General features: G+C 61.6%; 21 protein-coding genes. 8 read left to right on the forward strand and 13 right to left on the reverse strand.

The genetic code is table 11. From position 1 onward, the window contains the following. Positions 1 to 4: 4 nt before the first annotated feature. Genes FJ936_RS09780 through FJ936_RS09790 form a run of 3 tightly spaced genes read right to left on the reverse strand, consistent with a single transcriptional unit; the run spans position 5 to position 3,296 of the window. A complete protein-coding gene (locus tag FJ936_RS09780) occupies positions 5 to 994 on the reverse strand; it encodes an ABC transporter permease (RefSeq protein ID WP_181177950.1) in 990 nt (329 codons plus the stop codon). Next, positions 991 to 2,583: a sugar ABC transporter ATP-binding protein gene (locus FJ936_RS09785; protein ID WP_141906506.1), complete on the reverse strand. Its 1,593-nt coding sequence runs from the start codon at positions 2,581 to 2,583 to the stop codon at positions 991 to 993. The genes FJ936_RS09780 and FJ936_RS09785 overlap by 4 nt, the downstream gene beginning before the upstream one ends. An 11-nt stretch (positions 2,584 to 2,594) precedes the next feature. Then, positions 2,595 to 3,296 (reverse strand): GntR family transcriptional regulator, encoded by a 702-nt coding sequence (locus tag FJ936_RS09790; protein ID WP_141906507.1) that lies wholly within the window; start codon positions 3,294 to 3,296, stop codon positions 2,595 to 2,597. A 154-nt stretch (positions 3,297 to 3,450) separates the two neighbouring features. On the opposite strand from FJ936_RS09790, the gene FJ936_RS09795 reads away from it, so the two are divergent. The 4 genes from FJ936_RS09795 to FJ936_RS09810 all read left to right on the forward strand — a co-directional run bounded on the left by FJ936_RS09795 (position 3,451) and on the right by FJ936_RS09810 (position 7,629). Beyond that, positions 3,451 to 4,677 (forward strand): iron-containing alcohol dehydrogenase, encoded by a 1,227-nt coding sequence (locus tag FJ936_RS09795; protein ID WP_141906508.1) that lies wholly within the window; start codon positions 3,451 to 3,453, stop codon positions 4,675 to 4,677. Between the two features lie 17 nt (positions 4,678 to 4,694). Beyond that, the gene (locus FJ936_RS09800) at positions 4,695 to 6,182 is read left to right on the forward strand and encodes an NAD-dependent succinate-semialdehyde dehydrogenase (protein WP_141906509.1); all 1,488 of its coding nucleotides are present in this window, start codon (positions 4,695 to 4,697) and stop codon (positions 6,180 to 6,182) included. A 9-nt stretch (positions 6,183 to 6,191) separates the two neighbouring features. Beyond that, positions 6,192 to 7,007, forward strand: coding sequence for an alpha/beta hydrolase (locus FJ936_RS09805; RefSeq protein ID WP_141906510.1), 816 nt, complete (start codon positions 6,192 to 6,194; stop codon positions 7,005 to 7,007). A 154-nt stretch (positions 7,008 to 7,161) separates the two neighbouring features. Then, the gene (locus FJ936_RS09810; protein ID WP_246680441.1) at positions 7,162 to 7,629 is read left to right on the forward strand and encodes a hypothetical protein; all 468 of its coding nucleotides are present in this window, start codon (positions 7,162 to 7,164) and stop codon (positions 7,627 to 7,629) included. Between the two features lie 38 nt (positions 7,630 to 7,667). On the opposite strand, the gene FJ936_RS09815 is transcribed toward FJ936_RS09810, so the two are convergent. From FJ936_RS09815 to FJ936_RS09860, 10 genes are all read right to left on the reverse strand, one after another. Next, positions 7,668 to 8,231, reverse strand: a complete 564-nt coding sequence (locus FJ936_RS09815) for a hypothetical protein (RefSeq protein WP_141906512.1) — start codon at positions 8,229 to 8,231, stop codon at positions 7,668 to 7,670. Continuing rightward, entirely contained in the window at positions 8,228 to 8,800 is a 573-nt protein-coding gene (locus FJ936_RS09820) for a L,D-transpeptidase (RefSeq protein WP_141906513.1), read from the reverse strand. The genes FJ936_RS09815 and FJ936_RS09820 overlap by 4 nt, the downstream gene beginning before the upstream one ends. After that, entirely contained in the window at positions 8,787 to 9,950 is a 1,164-nt protein-coding gene (locus FJ936_RS09825; protein WP_141906514.1) for an AAA family ATPase, read from the reverse strand. Before FJ936_RS09825 ends, FJ936_RS09820 begins: the two co-directional genes overlap by 14 nt. Further along, entirely contained in the window at positions 9,947 to 10,531 is a 585-nt protein-coding gene (locus FJ936_RS09830) for a TadE/TadG family type IV pilus assembly protein (RefSeq protein ID WP_246680442.1), read from the reverse strand. The genes FJ936_RS09825 and FJ936_RS09830 overlap by 4 nt, the downstream gene beginning before the upstream one ends. Positions 10,532 to 10,572: 41 nt before the next feature. Then, positions 10,573 to 11,064: a TadE/TadG family type IV pilus assembly protein gene (locus tag FJ936_RS09835; protein ID WP_141906516.1), complete on the reverse strand. Its 492-nt coding sequence runs from the start codon at positions 11,062 to 11,064 to the stop codon at positions 10,573 to 10,575. 7 nt (positions 11,065 to 11,071) lie between these two features. Continuing rightward, positions 11,072 to 12,607: a pilus assembly protein TadG-related protein gene (locus tag FJ936_RS09840; RefSeq protein WP_141906517.1), complete on the reverse strand. Its 1,536-nt coding sequence runs from the start codon at positions 12,605 to 12,607 to the stop codon at positions 11,072 to 11,074. 69 nt (positions 12,608 to 12,676) lie between these two features. Beyond that, complete coding sequence (locus FJ936_RS09845; protein ID WP_246680443.1) at positions 12,677 to 12,949, reverse strand: hypothetical protein; 273 nt, start codon at positions 12,947 to 12,949, stop codon at positions 12,677 to 12,679. Between the two features lie 4 nt (positions 12,950 to 12,953). Next, positions 12,954 to 14,387 carry a type II and III secretion system protein family protein gene (locus tag FJ936_RS09850; RefSeq protein ID WP_141906519.1) on the reverse strand — a complete coding sequence of 478 codons (1,434 nt, stop codon included), beginning with the start codon at positions 14,385 to 14,387 and terminating at the stop codon, positions 12,954 to 12,956. 54 nt (positions 14,388 to 14,441) lie between these two features. Beyond that, positions 14,442 to 15,482, reverse strand: coding sequence for a Flp pilus assembly protein CpaB (gene cpaB / locus FJ936_RS09855; RefSeq protein ID WP_141906520.1), 1,041 nt, complete (start codon positions 15,480 to 15,482; stop codon positions 14,442 to 14,444). 108 nt (positions 15,483 to 15,590) lie between these two features. After that, positions 15,591 to 15,806: a Flp family type IVb pilin gene (locus tag FJ936_RS09860; RefSeq protein WP_141906521.1), complete on the reverse strand. Its 216-nt coding sequence runs from the start codon at positions 15,804 to 15,806 to the stop codon at positions 15,591 to 15,593. Between the two features lie 539 nt (positions 15,807 to 16,345). Between FJ936_RS09860 and FJ936_RS09865 the strand changes: the two genes are divergently transcribed. From FJ936_RS09865 to FJ936_RS09880, 4 genes are read left to right on the forward strand one after another with little or no spacing between them, the layout of a single operon-like run. Next, positions 16,346 to 17,734, forward strand: a complete 1,389-nt coding sequence (locus FJ936_RS09865; RefSeq protein WP_141906522.1) for a CpaF family protein — start codon at positions 16,346 to 16,348, stop codon at positions 17,732 to 17,734. Continuing rightward, positions 17,734 to 18,708: a type II secretion system F family protein gene (locus FJ936_RS09870; protein ID WP_246680444.1), complete on the forward strand. Its 975-nt coding sequence runs from the start codon at positions 17,734 to 17,736 to the stop codon at positions 18,706 to 18,708. The genes FJ936_RS09865 and FJ936_RS09870 overlap by 1 nt, the downstream gene beginning before the upstream one ends. 16 nt (positions 18,709 to 18,724) lie before the next feature. Beyond that, positions 18,725 to 19,675 carry a type II secretion system F family protein gene (locus FJ936_RS09875; RefSeq protein WP_141906523.1) on the forward strand — a complete coding sequence of 317 codons (951 nt, stop codon included), beginning with the start codon at positions 18,725 to 18,727 and terminating at the stop codon, positions 19,673 to 19,675. Between the two features lie 54 nt (positions 19,676 to 19,729). After that, positions 19,730 to 20,290 (forward strand): tetratricopeptide repeat protein, encoded by a 561-nt coding sequence (locus FJ936_RS09880; RefSeq protein ID WP_141906524.1) that lies wholly within the window; start codon positions 19,730 to 19,732, stop codon positions 20,288 to 20,290. Positions 20,291 to 20,292 lie beyond the last annotated feature (2 nt).

A 20,292-nucleotide genomic window follows, 5' to 3' on the forward strand; every position in this document is an offset into this window, starting at 1 on the left:
GGGGCTATTTCGAATTCGAGAACCTCTGAATGAGCATCGCGATGATGATGATGACGCCCTGAACCGCGGCGACCAGGTACTCGGAGACGAAGTCCGACAGCACCATGAGATTGGCGATCAGCTCCAGAATGACGGCGCCAGCGACGGTTCCCCAGACATGACCCTTGCCGCCACGCAGCGCGGTGCCGCCGATCACCACGGCGGTGATCACCTGCAGTTCCCAGAGCTGCCCGGTGGTCGGCGTTGCGGCACCCAGTCGCGGTACGTAGCAGATCGCGGCGATGGCCACGCAGACGCCTTGGACGACGTAAGCAATGGTGCGCGTCTTGATGACGGAGATGCCGGAATAGCGCGCGACGTCCTCGTTTGCGCCGACCGCCGCACATTTGCGCCCATACTTCATCTTGTAGAGGACGAACGATGCGACCGCGGCGACGGCGACGGATATCAGGATCGGGATCGGGACACCGCCGACGGTGCCGAAATAGACCGGCCGATATGCTTCGCGCAGCGACCGGTCTATCGGTATCGTGCCGCCGTCGGTCAGATAGGTGATCAACGCGCGGAAAATGCCCATTGTGCCGAGCGTCGCAATGAACGGTTCGATCCGGCCTATGGTGACGATCAGGCCGTTGGCGAGGCCACACATAAGACCGACCAGGGTCGCCACGAGCATTCCAGCCGGTATCGCCCACAGGCCGGCGTGCGGCGCCACCGCGTTCATGAACATGATGGTGATGCCGGTGACGAAGGCGGCCATCGAGCCGACGGAAAGATCGAGCCCTCCCGACGAGATAACGAACGTCGCGCCGACAGCGATGATGGCGATGAAGGCGCTGCGGGTGATGACGTTGGCAAGGTTGGTCGCGGAGAGGAAGTCTGGATTGATGAGGAAGCCGACCACCAGCAGGGCGGCCAATGCCAGGAAGGGACCCACGTCGGTCCAGGTGATGTTCAAATCACCGACGCGATGTGTGGATGGGGATCCGGTCATGACAGCCATTCTGTTCCTCCCTCGGCCTTCGGCCTCGGTTTCGGGCCGCTTGTCGCCAGCAGCGCCACATTGCTTTCGGTCATCTCGGCGCCTTGGACCTCGCCCGTCAGGCGGCCTTCCCGCATGACGAGGATGCGGTCGCAGATGCCGATCAGCTCCTGCATTTCCGACGAGATGACGATGCAGGCTTTGCCGCTGCCGACGATGGCGTGGATGAAGGCGTAGATCTGAGCCTTGTTGGCGATGTCGATGCCACGGGTCGGTTCATCGATGACGACCACAGAGGGGTTGGTGAGCAGCACCTTGGCGAGCAGCAGCTTCTGCTGGTTGCCGCCGGAAAGCTGTCCCGCCTTCACGCCAGGGCTCTTGAGCCGGATATCGTAGCTCCGGACGGCCTCTGTCAGCGCGGCCGACTCGCGGCGTCTGCTGAGAGCCAGTGCGGGATGGAACCGTTCAAGTGCGGAAAGCGTGAGGTTGGGCGCCAGCCGTTCCTCGAGGAGCAGGCCCTTGCTCTTTCGGTCCTCGGTCAGGTAACCGATGCCTGCGTCGATCGCTTCGCGTTGCGAGCGGATCCGGACGGGCCGTCCCTCGAGTTCGATCACGGCGTGGGCCGGACGCAGGCCCACCAGCCCTTCGAACAATTCCGTGCGGCCCGCGCCGATCATGCCGGCAAAGCCAAGAATTTCGCCCCTGTGAACGGTGAAAGAGACGTCTTCGGCGTAGCCCGGGACGGTGGCGCTTTTCACGCTCAGCATCGGCTCATCGGACGGTGCACTCTTCTGCGGGTAGAGCGTTGCAAGCTCGCGGCCGACCATCAGGCGTGCCATGTCCGTCTGCGTCAGGGCCGTGCCCGGATAGGTACCGATCATCCTGCCGTCGCGCAGCACGGTCACCTTGTCGGCAAGCTGCTGCACCTCATCCAGCCGATGGCTGATATAGAGGACGGCCGTGCCGTGGGCCTTTAGCTGCCGGACGATTTCGAGGAGCCGATCCACTTCCTCGCCGGTCAGCACGGCGGTCGGCTCGTCGAAGATCACGACCTTGTAGTCGTCGAGCAGCGCGCGGGCGATCTGGACCAACTGGCGGTCGGCCAGCGAGATGTCGCGCACCAGCGCGGTCGGCGAGACCGCGCAGCCGATCCGTGCCAGCTTTTCGGCTGCCAGGCGCCGCATGGTGCGGTCGTCCATCACATGGCGGCGCGAAAGCTCGCGGCCGAGAAATAGATTGTCCGTCACCGTAAGCGCTTCGGCGAGCAGGATTTCCTGGTGGACGAGGGCGATACCGGCTTTCTGGGCCTGGTCGGGCTTGGCGAACGTCACCGGCCGACCGGCCATGGACAAGGTGCCGCGGGTTGGCTCGGCATAGCCGGACAGCAGCCGCATCAAAGTGGATTTTCCGGCACCGTTCTCGCCGATGATGGCGTGGATTTCGCCCGGCAGTATGTCGAGCGTGACGTCGGAGAGCACGGTCACCGGCCCATATTGCTTCGAGAGACCCTGAGAGCGCAGCACCGGCTCCACGGCCCCAGGCGCATTGCCGCCGGGCAGCGCACTTCCTCCCTCTCCGGCAATATTGGCGGTAACGGACATTCGTTCAGGCCTCAATCGAAGGCCGGCAGCAGGCGATCGCGCGAGTGCTCGATGTGGGCGCGCATTGCTTTCGCGGCGGCATCCGGATCGGCAGAGCCGAACGCGGCGAGGATCGCCTCATGCTCGTCCAGCGCCTCCTCGGTCACGCGGGAATGGTACATCAGGCGGAAAATGTGGAAGTGGGTGTGTTGATAACCCAGCGTCTCGCGGATGAGCTCGTTTTCAGCGTATTCCATGATCTTGTCGTGGAAGATCGCGTCCTGCCTGGCGAAGTTCGAATAGCGCAGGCGCTCGTCCTTGCCCTCGCGGCGCGACATCACGCCTGCGGCCTCCAGCAGCGTGCCGAGTTTGGCCTCGTCCATCGTGGCAGCGGCTTTCGCCGCGCCGTGCGGTTCGAGCAGGAGACGCATTTCGTACAATTCGTCGAAACGACGCCGCGTGATCTGCGGCGCGGCGCGATATCCGATCAGGTGCGTCTTCAGAACCAGTCCTTCGCCTTCGAGACGCCCCAGCGCCTCGCGGATCGGCGTATGGGAAACGTCGAATTCCTTGACCAGATTGTCGACGGTGATGCGCGAACCGGGCGCGATCTTCAGCGACATCAACTGCGCGAAGATGGCCTCGTAGACGTCCTCGGCCAGGCTGCCGGCCCGCTGAATGCGGCCCGCTCCCGTGGGCGTTTCACCACTATTGCTCAAACTGACAGGTTGCATTTTTCGCCTCTCGACAGGGCAGACTGCTAACACGAGGGTTTGACCGATGCAATACTATATCCTATACGATTTTGTCGGCGCCGCTCGATTGAGGATTTTCGGTGCGGATTTTTGCAATGCGTTTCTCCGAAACTCCCCAAGGATGCAGCCTGTCATGAGCCTTCTCACAGCCCTCCGGCTCCCACGCGAAATTCTATTCGGAAAGGGACAGCGTCATGCGCTGCCAGCCGTGGCCGGCCGCCATGGCCGCCGCGCCCTGGTCTGCACCGACGAGCGTTTCGCCGGCACCGGCGTGTTCGCCGAAATGATGGAATCCCTGCGGTCGGCATCGATCGACGTGCTGGTTCACGACGGTGTCCTTCCGGACGTGCCGCGCGATTCGGTGGCGGTCTGCGTCGAGGAAGCGAGGGGCTTCCGGCCAGATATGGTGATCGGCATCGGCGGCGGCAGCTGTCTCGATTTCGCCAAATGTGCCGCCTTGCTGATCAGCCATGGCGGCGAGCTGCGGGACTACTACGGCGAGTTCAAGGTCCCGGGGCCGATGCTGCCGCTGATCGCCGTGCCGACCACGGCTGGCACAGGATCGGAGGTGACGCCCGTTGCAGTGATATCGGATCCGGACCGGACGCTCAAAGTCGGCATATCGAGCCCCTATCTCATTGCTGCCGTTGCCGTCTGCGACCCCGAACTGACAATGACTTGTCCGCCGGGCCTGACCGCGGTTGCCGGTGCCGACGCGCTCACGCATGCGATCGAGGCCTTTACGGCCATGCGCCGGGACGGGGACTTCAGCCTGCCGCAGCGCCACGTGTTCATCGGCAAGACGCCGCTGACCGACCATTTCGCGCTGCTGGCCGTCAAACTTCTCGGCCGCAGCCTGGAGAAGGCGTGCATTGACGGCGGCGACGCCGAGGCGCGCTCCGACGTGATGATGGGAGCGCTGGCTGCGGGTTGCGCGTTCGGCACCGCCGGCACGGCGGCAGCGCACGCGGTGCAATACCCGGCCGGCGCGCTCACACATACGCCGCATGGGCTGGGAGTGGCGACAATGATGCCTTACGTCATGAGCTACAACAGCCGCGTGGCCGCGGCTGAGATCGCCGAGATAGGGATTGCTCTTGGCCTCGAGCCGAACGGTCGTGGCGTCGACGAAATGGCGGACGCGACCATCGAGGAGATCAGGCGCTTGTTTGCGGCGATCGGCATCACCCCGACGCTGGCCGGTCTGGGGCTCCCGGCCGACAAGCTCGACTGGACCGCCGAGCAGGCGCTCGGCATCGATCGCCTGATCAAGAACAACCCGCGCCCATTCGACCTCGCCGCCATGCGCCGCCTTGTCCAGGCGGCCTATGACGGCGATCTCACCGCCTGCGCCATGTGAACGTCAGGAACAAGACGATGAACCTTCCCTACAATGCCTTCCCTCTCGATCAGGATCCGTACGACGTTCGGGGCTTTCCGCACCGGCTCTATATTGGCGGACAATGGCTGCCGTCGTCCGACGGCGGGCTCATCGAGGTCACCGATCCATCCTCCGGCGCGGTGATCGCGGCAGTCCCCGATGCGACCCTGGAGGATGCCGCCGCCGCGGTCGAAGCGGCAGCCAAGGCCGCCAAGGGGTGGCGCGAGACAGCGCCGCGCAAGCGCTCGGAGATTCTCAGGCGCTGTTTCGAGCTGATGGTCGAGCGGTCGGAGACGCTTGCCATGCTGATCTCGCTGGAGAACGGCAAGGCCCTGCGCGACGCGCGCGGCGAGGTCGCCTATGCAGCCGAATTCTTCCGCTGGAACGCCGAGGAAGCGGTTCGTATCACCGGCGAGTTCGGCACCGCCCCGTCTGCCGCCAACCGCATCCTCGTCGACTACCAGCCGATCGGCATCTGCGTCCTCATCACGCCGTGGAATTTCCCCGCCGCGATGGCGACGCGCAAGATCGCACCGGCACTCGCGGCAGGCTGCACGGTCATTCTGAAACCGGCCAGCGAGACGCCGTTGACCGCCTATGCGCTGGCCGCGCTCTACAGCGAAGCCGGCGTACCGGATGGTGTCGTGAACGTGCTGACGACGTCGACACCCGGCCCCCTGACGTCGGCCATGCTGGCCGATCCGCGCGTCAGGAAGCTCTCCTTCACCGGTTCGACCGGGATCGGCCGGGCCTTGCTCGCCGAGGCCGCCAAGCGTGTGATTTCCTGTTCCATGGAGCTTGGCGGCAATGCGCCCTTCATCGTCTTCGACGATGCCGATCTCGATGCGGCCCTCGACGGCGCCATGATCGCCAAAATGCGCAATGCCGGCGAAGCCTGCACGGCGGCCAACCGCATCTACGTCCAGTCCGGCATCCACGATGCGTTCGCCGACGGCCTTGCGCAGCGCATGGCTGCGCTCAAGATCGGCGCCGGCACCAAGGCGGACACCGAATGTGGACCCATGATCACCAAGAAGGCGGTCGACAAGATCGACCGGCTGGTCAAGGACGCGGTCAGCCGGGGGGCCAAGGTACTGTGCGGCGGCTCGGTGCCTGAAGGGGATGGCTTTTTCTATCCGCCGACCGTCCTGGCCGAAGTCTCGCCGGACGCCGACATGGCGCATGAGGAGATCTTCGGCCCGGTGGCGCCCATCACCCGCTTCGAGAGCGAGGCGCAGGCCATCCTCCACGCCAACAACACCGAATACGGCCTCGCCGCCTATCTCTACACCCGCGATGTGGCACGCGGCATGCGGGTGGCCGCCGAGATCGAGGCCGGCATGATCGGCCTCAACCGCGGCCTGATGTCGGATCCCGCCGCGCCCTTCGGCGGAGTCAAGCAGAGCGGCCTCGGGCGGGAAGGGGGCCAGCATCACGGCATCGCCGAGTTCATGGAGGCCAAATACATCGCTGTAACCTTCTGAGCGGACACCATGTCGAAGGACCCTTTTCGCACCCGCGACCACGTTGCCGATTTCGATGACATCGTGGCCGACATCGTCGCCCGCAGCACCGCGACGCGGGCTTCGCTGCCGATGCTGGCGGACATCGCCTATGGCCCGCACGAGGCCGAACGCCTCGACCTGTTCTTTCCGGAGGGACCGCGCAGGAACCTCCCGGTGCACATCTTCATCCATGGCGGCTATTGGCGCATGTTCGCCAAGAGCGACTATTCCTACATCGCCGAAACTGTGACGAGCGCCGGGGCAATCGCGGTCGTGATCGACTATGCACTGATGCCCGCCGTCAGGATGGCGGCAATCGTCGACCAGGTCCGGCGCGCGAGGCAATGGGTGCTGGATAATATCGCCAGCCATGGCGGCGATGCCGGTCGGCTAAGCGTCAGCGGTCATTCCGCCGGGGCGCATCTGGCGACCTTTTTGTTCGACGAGGGGTCGGCACGTCCGCCCTCGGCGGCACTTCTGCTCGGCGGGCTCTACGATTTGAAGCCCCTCCAGCAATCCTTCCTTGAGCCCTTGATAGGCCTGACCGACACGGAAGTCGGGGCGTATTCGCCGATGAGCAAATCCCACTCGTCGCGGACAAAGGTCACGCTGCTGGTCGGCGAGCGGGAAACCGAACCGTTTCACCTGCAGGCCAGATTGTTTGCCGATCGCCTGACGGAGCAGCGCCTGACGGCTTCGATCGGCATCGTCGAGGGGCGCAATCACATGGACAGCGTCCGGGATTTGGGTGTCAGGCATACAAAAGCGGGCACTTGGCTGTACGACATGATCCGAGCCGCTTGATCGGTCCTGTCTCAGCCGAAACCTTCCCCCGTTAAGCCTTGCGCAACTCATGGCGCGTAATCTGCGTGCCAGATTGCGAGGCACCATGAAGCGCCAACCACTATTGCTTTTCGCCTTTCCTGCCTGTGTCCTGCTGATCCTCGCGGCGGAGCGAATGGCCACGCTCCTGCTCGGAACCTACCCGGCAAGCCCCGACATGTGGAAGATCTGGCTTGCCTTGCATCCCTCGTCGGGCATGGTCTGGCAGCAGGTCGATGCCTATCTGGGAGGGTCGATGGTCCTGGATTTCGCTCTGCTGGGCGCGGCCCTGGTGGTCTGCTGGATGGCAAGCCGGGCCAGAAGGTCGGCCGCATTCTTTCTTGCCAACCACGGCATCTTGGTCCTCGCGGCGTCGATGATCTTCATCGGCGGCCGTTCGCAGACCGCCAGCACCATTGCCGCGTTCACGGCGCCGAGTGGCTTTCGGTTCTCGCTGATGATGGACTTCACCTGGCTGAACTGCCTGCTGGCGGTCATCGGGGTCACCGCCTGCGCCTATTGTCACCTTGCCTATGTCCGTGAACTCGGCATGCGCGTTGAATCGCGGCGCGTCCGGATCATGGCACTGCAGCGGGATTTCTAGACCAGCGCAGCGCTACGCGACCACGCCCAAGGCCCGACCTAGTTTATCTTGTGATAGGTGACCTTGCCTTCCGGCGATACGCTCCGCTGGTAGTTGGAGCTCGGCGCGGGAGGCGCTGCCGGAGCCGACCGCCTTCGCGTTACCCGCGGCATATCCCCGATGGCAGGCTCCGCGTCGGCGGCGCTGGCGACCGCCGCCATGTCTTCGGCGGGCGAGGGGAGTTCCACGACGCGCGGCTCGTCGCCACCGTGATTTCCCGACATCTCCGGGGGCTGCCGGGCGATGTTGGCGTTGACCTCGCCGAAGCTCGCCCGCAGCCGGTCGTCCAGCGCCTCGAACCGGCTTTGAAATCCATTGTTGACGGTGTCGAGCCGCGTGCTCATGCGCTGCTCGAACTGGCCGAGGTTCTCCAGCCGCGCCTCGATCACGCGCAGATCGTTGATGCCGCGGTAGAGATAGACGGCCGCGGTGGCGTTCAGCAGGGCAAACAGCGCCAGGCCGACAGAGACGGCAATGGCGAGCCTGGACCGGCTCTTCTCCCTGTCGAGCAACAGCGGTTCGACCGCTATCACAAGGTCGTCGGGATCGCTGATCGTCGTCATTGGACCACCACCTTGGTGCCGACAGGCACGCGCCTGAAAAGATCGATGACATCGGTATTGGTCAGGCGAAAACAGCCCGAAGTGCCGTCGAAACCCACGCCCGAAGGGTCGTTGGTGCCATGGATGCGATAGAGCGTGTCGCGGCCATCCCGAAGCAGATAGAGCGCCCTTGCGCCGAGCGGATTGTACGGCCCCGAGGGCACCATGTCAGGCAATTCCGGCTGGCGGGCGCGCATTTCCCTGGGCGGCCGCCACGCCGGCCACTCGGTCTTGGCTCCCACCTGGACCGTACCCGTCCAGCCAAATCCATCGCGTCCGACACTGATCCGGTAGCGCAGGGCCTCGCCCTTGCCGGTCACCAGATAGAGCGCTTTTTCCTGCTTGCGGATGATGATGGTCCCGGTCTTCTCCTGGGTGGAAAACGCCACAGTCTTGCGCAGGCTGGGGCCCATGGCCGGCAGAGGCGGGCGGCTGTCCGCCAACGCGATCTGTCCGGCCGCTGGCGCCAGCGCCAGGCCAAGCAGGCAGGCGGCTGTCAGCCGCAAGAGATGGCCGCTAGCGGGCTGCATCGTCGAGCCGCTCGCGGAACATCTTCTTCAGGTCCTTGTTGAAGCGCGCCCGCCCATCCACTTCGGACGGCAGCATGGCGCGGTTCAGCGCGTCGGCCAGCAGGGCGTTGTCGAGGCCGACCGACTTGATGTGCGGCGCCTTGAAGATCTTCTCCAGCTCGCTGCGCGAGAAGTGGTTGCCGAACCATTTGCGCTTGTGCTTGTTGGCCACCAGCGTGATTGAGACGGCATTGCCGCGCAGCTCGCGGATCTTCTTGTAGAGCCGTTTGCCTTGCCGCAGCGAGGCGACATTGAGCTCGAAGACGATGAAGATCTCGTCGCTCGTCGACAGCACGGAATTGTGCCAGGGCGTTTCGATGTTCGGCAGGTCGATGACGATGTCGTCGAAACGGTAGGCGACGAGGTCGAGCAGCCGGAAGACGAAATCGGCGCCCTGCGGCTCGAACGGCAGCTGCGGCCGCTCGAAGGCATAGAGCGTCAGGCCGGAAGGCCGCGACAGCTTGATGACATCCATCAGTTCGACGTCGAGCCGTTCCGGCTGGCCGATGATGCCGGCAAGGTCGAACTGGTTGAACAGGTTGAGATAGGCGCCGCAATTGGCGCTCTGGAAGTCGAGGTCGACCAGGCAGGTCGAGGCCGCGCGCTCGGTCGATTTGGAGGCCAGGAATTCGGCCGCCGACAGCGCCAGCGTCGTGGCGCCGGCGCCGCCGCTGGCGCTGATGAAGGTGATGATGCGGCTCTTGGCGCCCTGGTTGCCGCTGTCGTGGAAGGTGACGGCGTTGAGCAGTTCCTTGCCGTCGAGCGGCTTGTGCAGCCAGTCGGAGGCATTCATGCGCACCAGGACGCGTGTCTGCTCCGACGTCAGCTCGTCGGAAACCGCGATCAGCGGCACACCAGCCCACAGCGCGCGCGCCTCGACGATGCCAGGATTGCCAAGCAAGTCGCCATTGCCGAGATCGAGGATGACGATGCCCGGGCGCGTGTCGGCCGGCGGCCCCTTGAGAAAATCGCCCGTCTCGGCAACCCGCACATCATAGATCGCCAGCGCATCGAGCCGCGTCGCCACATCGCGCTTGAAATTCGGATCGGAAGAAAACAGCGCAACCTGCTTTCGCTTGGTGGGGGTAACCTTGGTGCTGATGGCGTTCATGGGTAGGTGCTCTTCATGTCTTCGCCCGTGACCGTGCTCAGCATGGAGGGCATGGTGATGTTGCCGAACCCGAGCAATCCGCCCAGGAAGAAGAACTGGAAGGGATGATTGACGATGCTGACGGTGATGGTCGGCACCGGTCCGCCAGGGCGCGTCCAGTAGCCGAGGCCGGACGCGGCGTATTCAATTATAACTTCGGATTTCGTCAACATTGGCAGGAAGTCGTGCATTCCGGCGCGGTTGGCGGTGCCGTCATAAATCGCGTCGAACGCCGCTTGACTCGCATTCTCGGGCTTGCACAAGCCTCCTCCGACACTGCAGCAGGCGACGCCTGCTCCGCTTGCAGTGCAGGCATAGTCATACGTGCCGGCTGGCACCGCAGCACCGACTTTGGTGATGTCGCTTTGCGTTAGCGTCTCAGATGGAAGCCCGCTGGCGACAGGTGTGGAAATCTGCGCCAGCCTTGCGCCGGCTTGCACCGCTTTATTCCCGGCATTCCATTGGTAAAAGGCGTAGCCGAAATCGACGAAGCCAAGCAGAAGCGTCAGCAGCAGCGGCATTGCGATGGCCATTTCGACCATTGTAGCCCCAGACTGGCTGGTCCAAAATTTGTCGTGCCCCGTCACCATCCGAGGACCCGTTCCTGATGGGAAACGTTGAGCGTGAGAGGACCAAAACCGAGATACGACAGGAATCCGAGGTCCGGATAAGAATAGTCGGAACTGACGATCACGACATCGACCGTGCTCTTGCTGCTAAGATAAATTTGGGTGCCCGTGGCCAAATCGGTTGCAGCAAGGGACCTCTTGGTGATTTCAACTTTACCCGGAAGCCATCCCTTCACCCTGGCGCTGCCGTCTTTGACGACACCATTGGCTGCGAGATTTTGTGCCGACCCCATGCAAGTAGCCCAATCGCTACTGCATCGCGCCATATAGCGGGCTCCATCTTCGACGCCTGCTTCAAGCAGCAGGCGCGTGTTCAGAACGTTGGAGAACTCAAACACACCGGCCGATAGCAACAGTACAAGCGGAACAGTGATCGCGACTTCCACCAAGGCGGCGCCACTTTCGTCGCCTTGAAACCCCCGGATGATTTTGCCGAACCTGGTCATGTCAACTCTACCGATACAACTGGGCTTCGTTTCGGAATGCTTTGTCTACCAGCGTATTGTTAGCGAATCCGCCATCGACGTCGACGATCTCCAGGCTGATGGCCTTCTCTTTACCAGTACCCTCCGGATTGTCCTCATCCTTGGCGTCCTCCTTTTGGATGGGAGCTATGAGAAAGACACTCGCATAGCCATTCGGCTTGACTGCGGTGTGCCCGTTCAGCTTCGCCTGGTTCGCCTTGCAATCGACGATGGCCATGTTCATCAATCGGCGACTGGGGTCTGCCTTGGTCAGGTCTCCCTTGTAGCAAGAAGGTGTTCCCTTTTCCTTGGTTGGGTTCGGCGATTGATCTTTCACGCGATCGTTTGCGATCTCGTAGTTGTAGACGTCATATCTCGATGCCGGCTTGGTCATGTCGCCAGTCGGGTTTGTCAACGGCTTGACTGCTGTGCCGGGGTATGCCTGACCGTGATTTACGGTCCAGTAGGGAGTCCAGAAACTTTGATTGGGGATAGGTAGCGTCATGCCTGTCGAGGTATCATAGCCGGTGCCCGGAGGGAGCGGCAGCGCGGACGCCGCTGGCGCGGGATCATACTTGTTGCAGTTGTTCTTGGCTCCCTTCCGCACATTGCTGGCTGGACGATAGCCAAGATCTGTTTGGTTCTTCAACGACCCTTGATAGAGATCGAAGCGGACGTTGAGGCCTGTATTGACCTGACCGAGCGTGACGCCGGTTTTCGTGGTCAGCGAATTGCGATTGTAGCAGGTGCCGGCGGTTCCCTTGGCCATGCCCTCCTGTATTGAGGTTAGGCCGTTGTCCAGAAGGCCAAAGTTGCCCGGCCCGGGGTTGCTGTCGACTTTGAGGATCCGAAGCTCGCGGCTGTAGGTATCACCCGACGCGAACGCCTGCTGGATGGTCTTGCTGGTCAGCGGATCGGTCGTCTCGAACGGATTGCACATGAAAATCGGCACGGTTTCGCAGATCGACTGAACAAACCCGGCGACCGCCTGCGGCTGGATGTCGATCGTGTCCTTGCTGCCGATGAAACTCGCTGGGAAGATCGTTGCGAACGCACCTGCGCCATCGGTCAAACCGGAAGGATTTACTGTCACCAGGGAGAAGGACACTGCTTTAGGATCGGTGCTTGACCAGTCATGGCCAGCCGCGTCAACGCCCGCGGCATTCAAGGTGGTCGTGTCATCGGCGGGTATTCCGGTCAGGTAAGTGACGGTGACATCAGCCAGCGCGAGAGTGTGATCGTGAGAGGCAGGATCGTCGGATGTCGAAAACTTGGTTTTATTGGTGAGTAGAGTCGTCTTCGCCAAGTTCGCTCGCGTGATCGAATCCGCTCTGCCATCCAGTTCTGCGGCTGTCGCAAGAGCAAGCGCATCAACGCCCTTCTGCAGATCGTTGTGAAGCCCGTTGGCTCGGCTCATGTCGATGGCCAGCAAGGCGAAGCCGATAAGCACCGGCAGCATGATAGCCACGAGGATCATCGCTATGCCGCGCTGATCGTCCCAGAACGCACGAATGGTCCGCAACATGACCTTACTCTCTGCTTTCTTGCGCCAAGGCCTCGCATGCCCGGCGCCCTCCGCATCCTTCCGTTCAGTTCACTGCGTCACACCCGACCCGCCGACGTTTACCGTGATCGCTGGCGGCGGCGGTGGTGGTGGTGGAAATCTGTAGTTGTGCGCCACAAGAGCGGCGCGCGTGCCGTCGCCTTCGATGTGCGTATCCCTCGAGGCCGGATTGAGCGGGTCGACCGTCTGCAGCATCGAGTTGTATTTCTGCGTGTCGCCGGCGGCCAGGGTCACCGTATCGTAGTGGTTCAGATAGTCCGCGGCACAGCCCGATAGCGACCCGGCACATAGAATGAGGATCAAGGCGCTATTTCTTGACATAGAGCATCTTGTCCTTCGATTTGAAGTTCAGCATGTGGCCATAGGGGCCGGTGACGCCGTCGCCCGTTTCATATTTGCGGATCATGTCCTTGTTCACTTCGAGCTGGCCGAGCAGGAAGAATTCCGGGTCGTTGGCGGGCCGCGTCTTGTCGTACGGTGTCGCCAGCTGCTCGCCGGGTTTGACCGGCCGCACGATATGCGGCGTGACGATGACGACGAGCTCGGTTTCTTCCTTCTGGTTACTCGAATTGCGGAACAGCGTCCCGATGACCGGCACCTGGCCGAGCCACGGCACCTGGTTTTGAAGCTTGGTGGTCTTGCTGGAGAGAAGCCCGCCGACGGCGAAGCTCTGGCCGTCGCGCAATTCGACGACGGTATCCAATTTGCGATTGGTGAAGATCGGGTCGCCGGCAGTGGTGAAGCCGGTCAGGTCGCTGACCTCCGGCGCAAGCTTCATATGGATCTTGTCGTCGGCGAGCACCACGGGCGTGAACAGAAGATTGACGCCGAACTGCTTGTATTCGATCTGGACCTGGCCATTGGCGTCGACGCTGCGAATAGGCACCTGGCCACCGGCATTGAAGCTGGCCGGTTCTCCGGAAAGGGTGGTGAGGTTGGGCTCGGCCAACGTGCGCACCACGCCCTTGGCCTCCAGCGCCTCGATGATCAAATCGACCTTGATGTTATTGTCGATGACGCGGGTGATCAGCGCTGCGAATGGATTGCTGTTTGACAGCAGCCCGCTGACCAGATCACCCGCTCCGAGCTCCGCCCCATCCTTGTCCACGGTAGCGATGCCAGTTCCGACTCGAGTCGTGCCTCTGCTGTTGGTGCTCCTGATCGACACGCCCAGATCCCGGCCCGCGTTGCGCTTGGCTTCCAGGACACGCACTTCCAGATTGACCTGCTGGCTGTCGTCGACGGTGACGGAATTGATGATGGCGTCGGGGCCATATTGCTGGGCCACTTCCATGATGGCGGCCAGCGTCGCCCCGTCCTTGACATGGCCGCCAAGCCGCACCCTGCCATTGACCGAGCCGACTTCGATGCGCGCCCTTGGCGCCACCTGCCGGATCGCCGCCGCCATGTCGCTGACATCGACGCCGACCTCGATCTGGAGGGCGCCGAGCGAGCGCTTGTCCGGGGAAAACAGATTGACCGTGGTGGTTCCGGCGCCCTTGCCGATGACATAGAGGGTGCGGTCGGTCATCGGCTGCGCATCGGCGATCTTCTCGTCACCGACGACGATATCGCCCAGATTGGCGCTCACCTGGATTGTCACCGATTGCGACATCGGCAGGAAAACACGATGGACGCTTGGGTTCGACACGTCGATGAAACGGTCGGCCGCATCGGCACCGACGCTCGACAGCAGCGCCGCCAGCGCGGCCGTCGCCATCCCTAACCAAAACCCTCTCATTCCTCGTCTCCCCAAGTGCCGCCTGTGGCGGCCAATTCATTTGCCGCCACGGTGTTATGGTTGTCGCGGCACGTCATATGTCTCGAGCTTCACGCCCCGAAATACGCCTACCGACACATTCTTCGGCGGCTCGGGCTGCACATATTTGATCACTTCCTTGACGACGTCCTTGGCCGGCGGGGCCGGGACCGCCACGGGAATCGGTTTGGCCTTCCCCAATTCGTCAAGCCGGCTTCCTACGCGCTCGACAGCCTGGGTGAGCCCAGCAATCTTGTCGTCGGCACGCTTGCGCTCGGCTTCCGCCAATGCGTCCGCGGCCGCTTTCTTGTCGAGTTCGGCCTGTCGCTTGGCGACGTCGTCGGGCGTTTCGCCAGTCAGGTCCGACAGCGTCACGCGTTCGGTTGTCTCACCCTTGCTGGCGGCGGCCTGGCGAAGCGCCAACGACAACTGGCCGGCGCCTGCCGCCAATGTCAGCTTTTGTGCATCCTTGGTGCTGGCCTCGAGCGTCACGGACTTGACCACTGTCGGGTTGTCCTTGCTCGCATCAGCGACCTGGTCGATGGCGAGCACTTTCATGCTCTGCAGCAGTACATCGACAAAACTCTTGTCCGCGCCATCGTCGCCGCGCACGGTTCGCGTCAGCAAAACATCGACGCGGTCACCTGGAAAGACGAAGCCGGCGACGCCAAGCACGTCATTGACCCTTATGGAAACGGCTTTCATGCCTTCGCCAAGCACTGCCGAAAGCGTGGCGCGCTGGCCCGGACCCGTGATCTTGCTGGTCAAAATGGGCTCGTTGGCGCTGATGGTCTGAAGCGCCTGCCTTGTACCTTCGCCGGCCAGGGCCTCCTTTGCCGTCTTGAACGCGCCTGCCGGTATTGCGCCCGCCGGCCAGGGAATTTCGCGCAGCTTGTCGGCGCTTAGCGCGTCGCCGAATTTGAGCGGCATCGCCGCCACCACAACCGTATCTCGCGGGGCGACGTTCGACTGCGCCATCGCACTGCGCTGGCCGGCCAGCCAGATGTTGGCAAGCACCACCGCCAGCACGCCGAACACGCCGGCGAGCACGATCATGATCAACGTATTGGCACGCATCTTCCCACCCCACAATCGCCCCCAACGGGCGATGCCACCCCTTCACAGTGCAAAATCTTGGGCTGGGATTGAAAGATCCCAGCCCAAGGAAATCTCGTCACGAAAAGGTCAGCACGATCCCGTGCCAGCGCCGGTAGCGCTCACGCCCTTGCCATCCAGATTGGCGCAAAGGCCGGTGAACTGCTGGCCCACCCATCCGCCGATTGCGATGACCGCAACAAGTGATGCCGCGGCGATAATGCCGATAAGGATGGAATATTCGACCATGGCAGCGCCGTTTTCATCGTCGCGGAACTGCCGGGTCATCGTCATGAGCTTCTTCATGTCAATTTCTCCCTTTGGAGGTTGGAACCCGACGAGACAGAGCCAAGGATGAACTCCATACCCAAGCATCCCCCGTCATCTCGATCCTAGGTCCCGAGAAATTGCGGAGTCAAACGGGATTAACGGTTCCTTAACTTCCCAATACATGAATCTTCGAGTTAAGAGCAGCTTTAATTTTCAGCAAGAGCTTGATTCGTCTAATTTTTCAAGCGCCCTTAACCATTCGTTCACAATTATGCATGTGCCCTAATAAAGTGATAGCTATTTTAGCGACATGGCATATTCCTTTATATCTAAGGGGTTATAGCCACATATGGAGTTGATGCCGATGTCGGAGCACGCAAGGAGCACAGGAGGTTCCAAATCTTAGTACATCACGATGTTTGGTCGCGAGGACGCCCGAAATAAAAACGATATTTTTCTGGCGCGCTCCTTAACTATGTTGAAAGTATTGCCGGCACGTGAGGCGCCCCGGCGCTTGTGCGTGGCTTGGTTAACGTTTAGTTTCCGCTAATATGGTCAGGGGAGCATAGGCGATTATGCTAGGGCGTTTTATCAAGGGGCCGGGGACACAGCCTGTCGCGACGAATTTGGAGCCGCTTGCGGTGCTGCCTGCTGCTCCGGCCCTTTCCCCAGCAGCCGATATCGAATCCCATGGCGACGCGTTCCTGACGCTCAAGGTCGAGCTTCATCGTCATTTGATCGACCGCTTCAATCTGACCGCGCTCGAAAGCGCTTCCAAGGACGAGATCCTGAATGAGATCCGGCCGATCGTGCGTGAGTTCGTGCGCCAACGAAATGTGCCGCTGAATGCCCGGGAACTCGATCAACTGACCAGCGACACGGCTGACGAAATGCTTGGCCTAGGGCCAATCGAACCGCTGCTCAAGGATGACTCCATTACCGACATATTGATCAACACGCACAATCGCGTCTTCATCGAGCGGCGTGGCTTGGTTGAAGAGACGGCGATCCGGTTTCGGGACGAGGCGCATTTGCTGCGCATCATCAACAAGATCGTTTCCGCTATCGGCCGTCGCGTCGATGAATCGGCACCGATGGTCGATGCGCGGCTGGAAGATGGCTCGCGTGTCAACATCGCGGTGCGACCGATTTCGGTCGACGGTCCGCTGGTGTCGATCCGGAAATTTTCCAAGAACCCTTATTCGCTCGAACGCCTGGTGACGCTCAATTCGATCCGTCCGCCAATGGTCGATCTGTTGCGGATCGCCGTGCAGGCTCGTAAATCCATCCTGGTTTCGGGAGGCACGGGCAGCGGCAAGACGACCTTGCTCAATGCACTGTCGAGCTACATCCCGTCCAGGGAGCGCCTGATCACCATCGAGGATGCGGCGGAACTGCAATTGCAGCAGCCGCATGTCGGCCGGCTGGAGACGCGGCCACCCAACGTCGAGGGAAGGGGCGAGGTTCGCCAGCGCGAATTGCTGAAGAACGCGTTGCGCATGCGGCCGGACCGCATCATCGTCGGCGAGGTGCGCGGCGAGGAAGCCTTCGACATGCTGCAGGCGATGAACACCGGCCATGAGGGCTCGATGACCACAATTCATGCCAACACGCCGCGCGACGCCATCTCGCGGCTCGAACAGATGGTCGGCATGGCCGGCATGCCGATGACGCATGATTCAATCCGCGCGCAGATCGCGTCCGCCATCGACATCATCGTCCAGACACAAAGACTCTCGGACGGCGGCAGGCGCGTGACTTCGATCTCGGAAATCACCGGCATGGAAGGTAACGTCGTGCAGCTTCAGGAGATCTATCACTTCGTCCGCCGTGATGTCGCCGCCGACGGTGCGATCATCGGCGATTTTCGCGCCACTGGTGTCAGGCCGCGATTTGCGGCTGAGGCTGCAACGCTTGGGCATCACTTCAGCAAGGATGCCTTCAATCCGCAGGTTGCGCTCTGATGATGCTTACCGGCCAGGAATTGCTTTATTTCATCTATGCACTTGCGGCAGCGTCGGTCGTTCTTGCCGGTGAGGCCTTTTATCTCTCTTTGGTGGGGCGCCGTGCAGCGGTCGGCGCCATCAATCGTCGCTTGAAGAGACTGTCTGATGACGTTCCGGCTGAACGGACACTGCAAAACTTGCTGCGCGAGCGAGGCTTGACGGAATCCGGCGACTTTGTTTTTGGCCTGATCGGACTGAACAGGCTCTATACCCAGTCCGGTATCACCGGAAACCCGCTCACCTTCGCCGGCATGTTCGTCTGTGCGGGATTGGCATTGGCGCTGCTGCTCTCATTTTTCCTGCACATGTCGGCCATACCCGTGCTCATTGCATTCCTGCTCGTCGGGTTTGTGTTACCTCTTCTTTTGCTTCGCCGTGCTCGCAACAAGCGTATCCAGAAGTTCGCGAAGCAACTGCCGAACGCGCTCGACATGATCGTGCGCTCCTTGCGCGCCGGACACCCAGCTTCGGTGGCGGTCGGCCTTGTGGCTCGCGAGATGCCCGACCCCTTGGGAACCGAGTTCGGCATCGTCTCCGATGAGATCACCTTTGGTCTCAGTATCGAGCAAGCCGTGCGGAAACTGTCCCAGCGGGTCGGATTTGAGGGTCTTCACCTGCTTTCCATTGCACTCTCCATTCAGTCCAAGACGGGTGGCAACCTCACCGAAATTCTGGCCAATCTTTCTTCTGTCCTGCGGGAGCGGCAGAAATTGCGCATGAAGATAAAGGCGCTTTCGTCCGAGGGGCGGGTGTCGGCCTGGATCATCTCATTGTTTCCAATCGTGATGTTCTTGATCCTTCAACTCACTGCCCCGTCCTATTACGGCAAGGTCTGGCACGACCCGCTGATCATACCCGCCTTTTTGGGCTTTGGTGTATGGGCCCTGCTCGGCGACTTCATCATGTATCGGATGGTCAATTTCGATTTCTGAGGAGCGTACCATCAACTTGCTTTCCATCACCAATGGCCTGGGTTTTCTGGTCTCTGCCGCTGTTTTCGCGGCTGCAGTGGCCCTTTTCCTGTTTGGCGCGCTTGCCTTCCTGCCGGCCTTGCAGACGCGAAAACTGGTTGCCCGTAGCCTCAAGGCCGAAGGCGCCGTCGATATCCGCTCGCAGACGGGCCAGGAGGAGTTGGCCAAAATTGTAGCGCAACGACCGGTCGATGCCTACTTTCGAACGATGGAGAAGGAACGGCAGGAGCCGAGCGGGCTCGAAGCGAAGCTTTTTCGCGCCGGCTTCTATCAAGCGAGCGCTCCATTGATCTATACGCTATCGCGCCTTGGTGTGGTGTGTGTCGGATTTCTGGCTGCATACGCACTCTTGTCGCGCGTTTTGCCACCACATCTGCCAGGTTACTTCGCGCTTGCTGGATCCGCCTTGCTAGGATTGGGGTGCATCGTGATCCCGAGCATCCTGCTCGATCGTTTCGAAAATGCTCAAAAGGAAACCTACCGTCGCGGGTTCCCGGACTTCATGGACATGATGATTACCTGTGCCGACGCCGGCATGAGCCTCGAGGCGGCGGTCGAGCGCGTTGGTGCGGAACTGGCCGGCACCCACAAATGGCTGGGAATTCAGCTTGCGATCATGAACCTGCAACTGCGCGCCGGCAAACCGCTGCGGGAGGGGCTGCGCGAACTCGCGGACCGCATCGGGCTGGAAGAGGCGCGCTCGCTTGCCGTGCTGTTCAGGCAATCCGAAGAACTGGGCACCAGCCTGACGGACGCGCTGCGCGTCTACAGCGACGAGATGCGAGGGCAGAGGATTCTGACCGCTGAGGAAAAGGCCAACTCGCTGCCTGTCAAAATGATGATCCCGCTGGGACTGTGCATATTCCCGGTCGTCCTGATGGTGATCATGTTGCCGGTGATCATCCGAATAAAGGGCATTTTCTTCTAAATGCGTATATGCTTTGATTCTAAAATAGAGTCGCAGGACTCTTGGGGGATAAAAATGACAGGGCCAACGCGCCTCGCAACCGTCGTCGCTGCCAGTCTGTTGATGGCTGCGCTTGCCGGCTGCCAGACAAACGGTGCGGACACCACTGGCGGTGTCGTGCGCACCAACGAACCCTCGAAAGGCGATGTGACATCGTTTGGCGACGCCTTCGACGGATTGAAGACCGTCAGTGACGTCGAATATTACGCGTCGGACCAGGCCGTCGCCGAAGCCAAGAATCAGTTCCGCGCGGAAAACTACGGCAATTCCGGCGCGTTGTTCTTCAAGGCGACGCAGTTGGCCCCCAATGATGGCGGCGCCTGGATGGGTTTGGCCGCTTCCTGCGACCGCATCCACCGCTTCGACCTTGCCGACCGCGCCTATGGCCGCGCGTTCAAGCTGATGGGGCCGTCGCCCGAATATTACAACAATGTCGGCTACTCCGATCTGCTGCGCGGCAAGCTGCAGGATGCACGCGGCAATTTCCTGAAAGCCTATGAGTTGGCGCCCAACGATCCGACCGTGGCCAACAATCTGAAGCTGCTCTCGTCCAGCGTGCAGAACATCGAGCGCTGAAC

It is taken from the genome of Mesorhizobium sp. B2-4-13 (assembly GCF_006658535.1).
GTDB lineage: Bacteria > Pseudomonadota > Alphaproteobacteria > Rhizobiales > Rhizobiaceae > Mesorhizobium > Mesorhizobium australicum.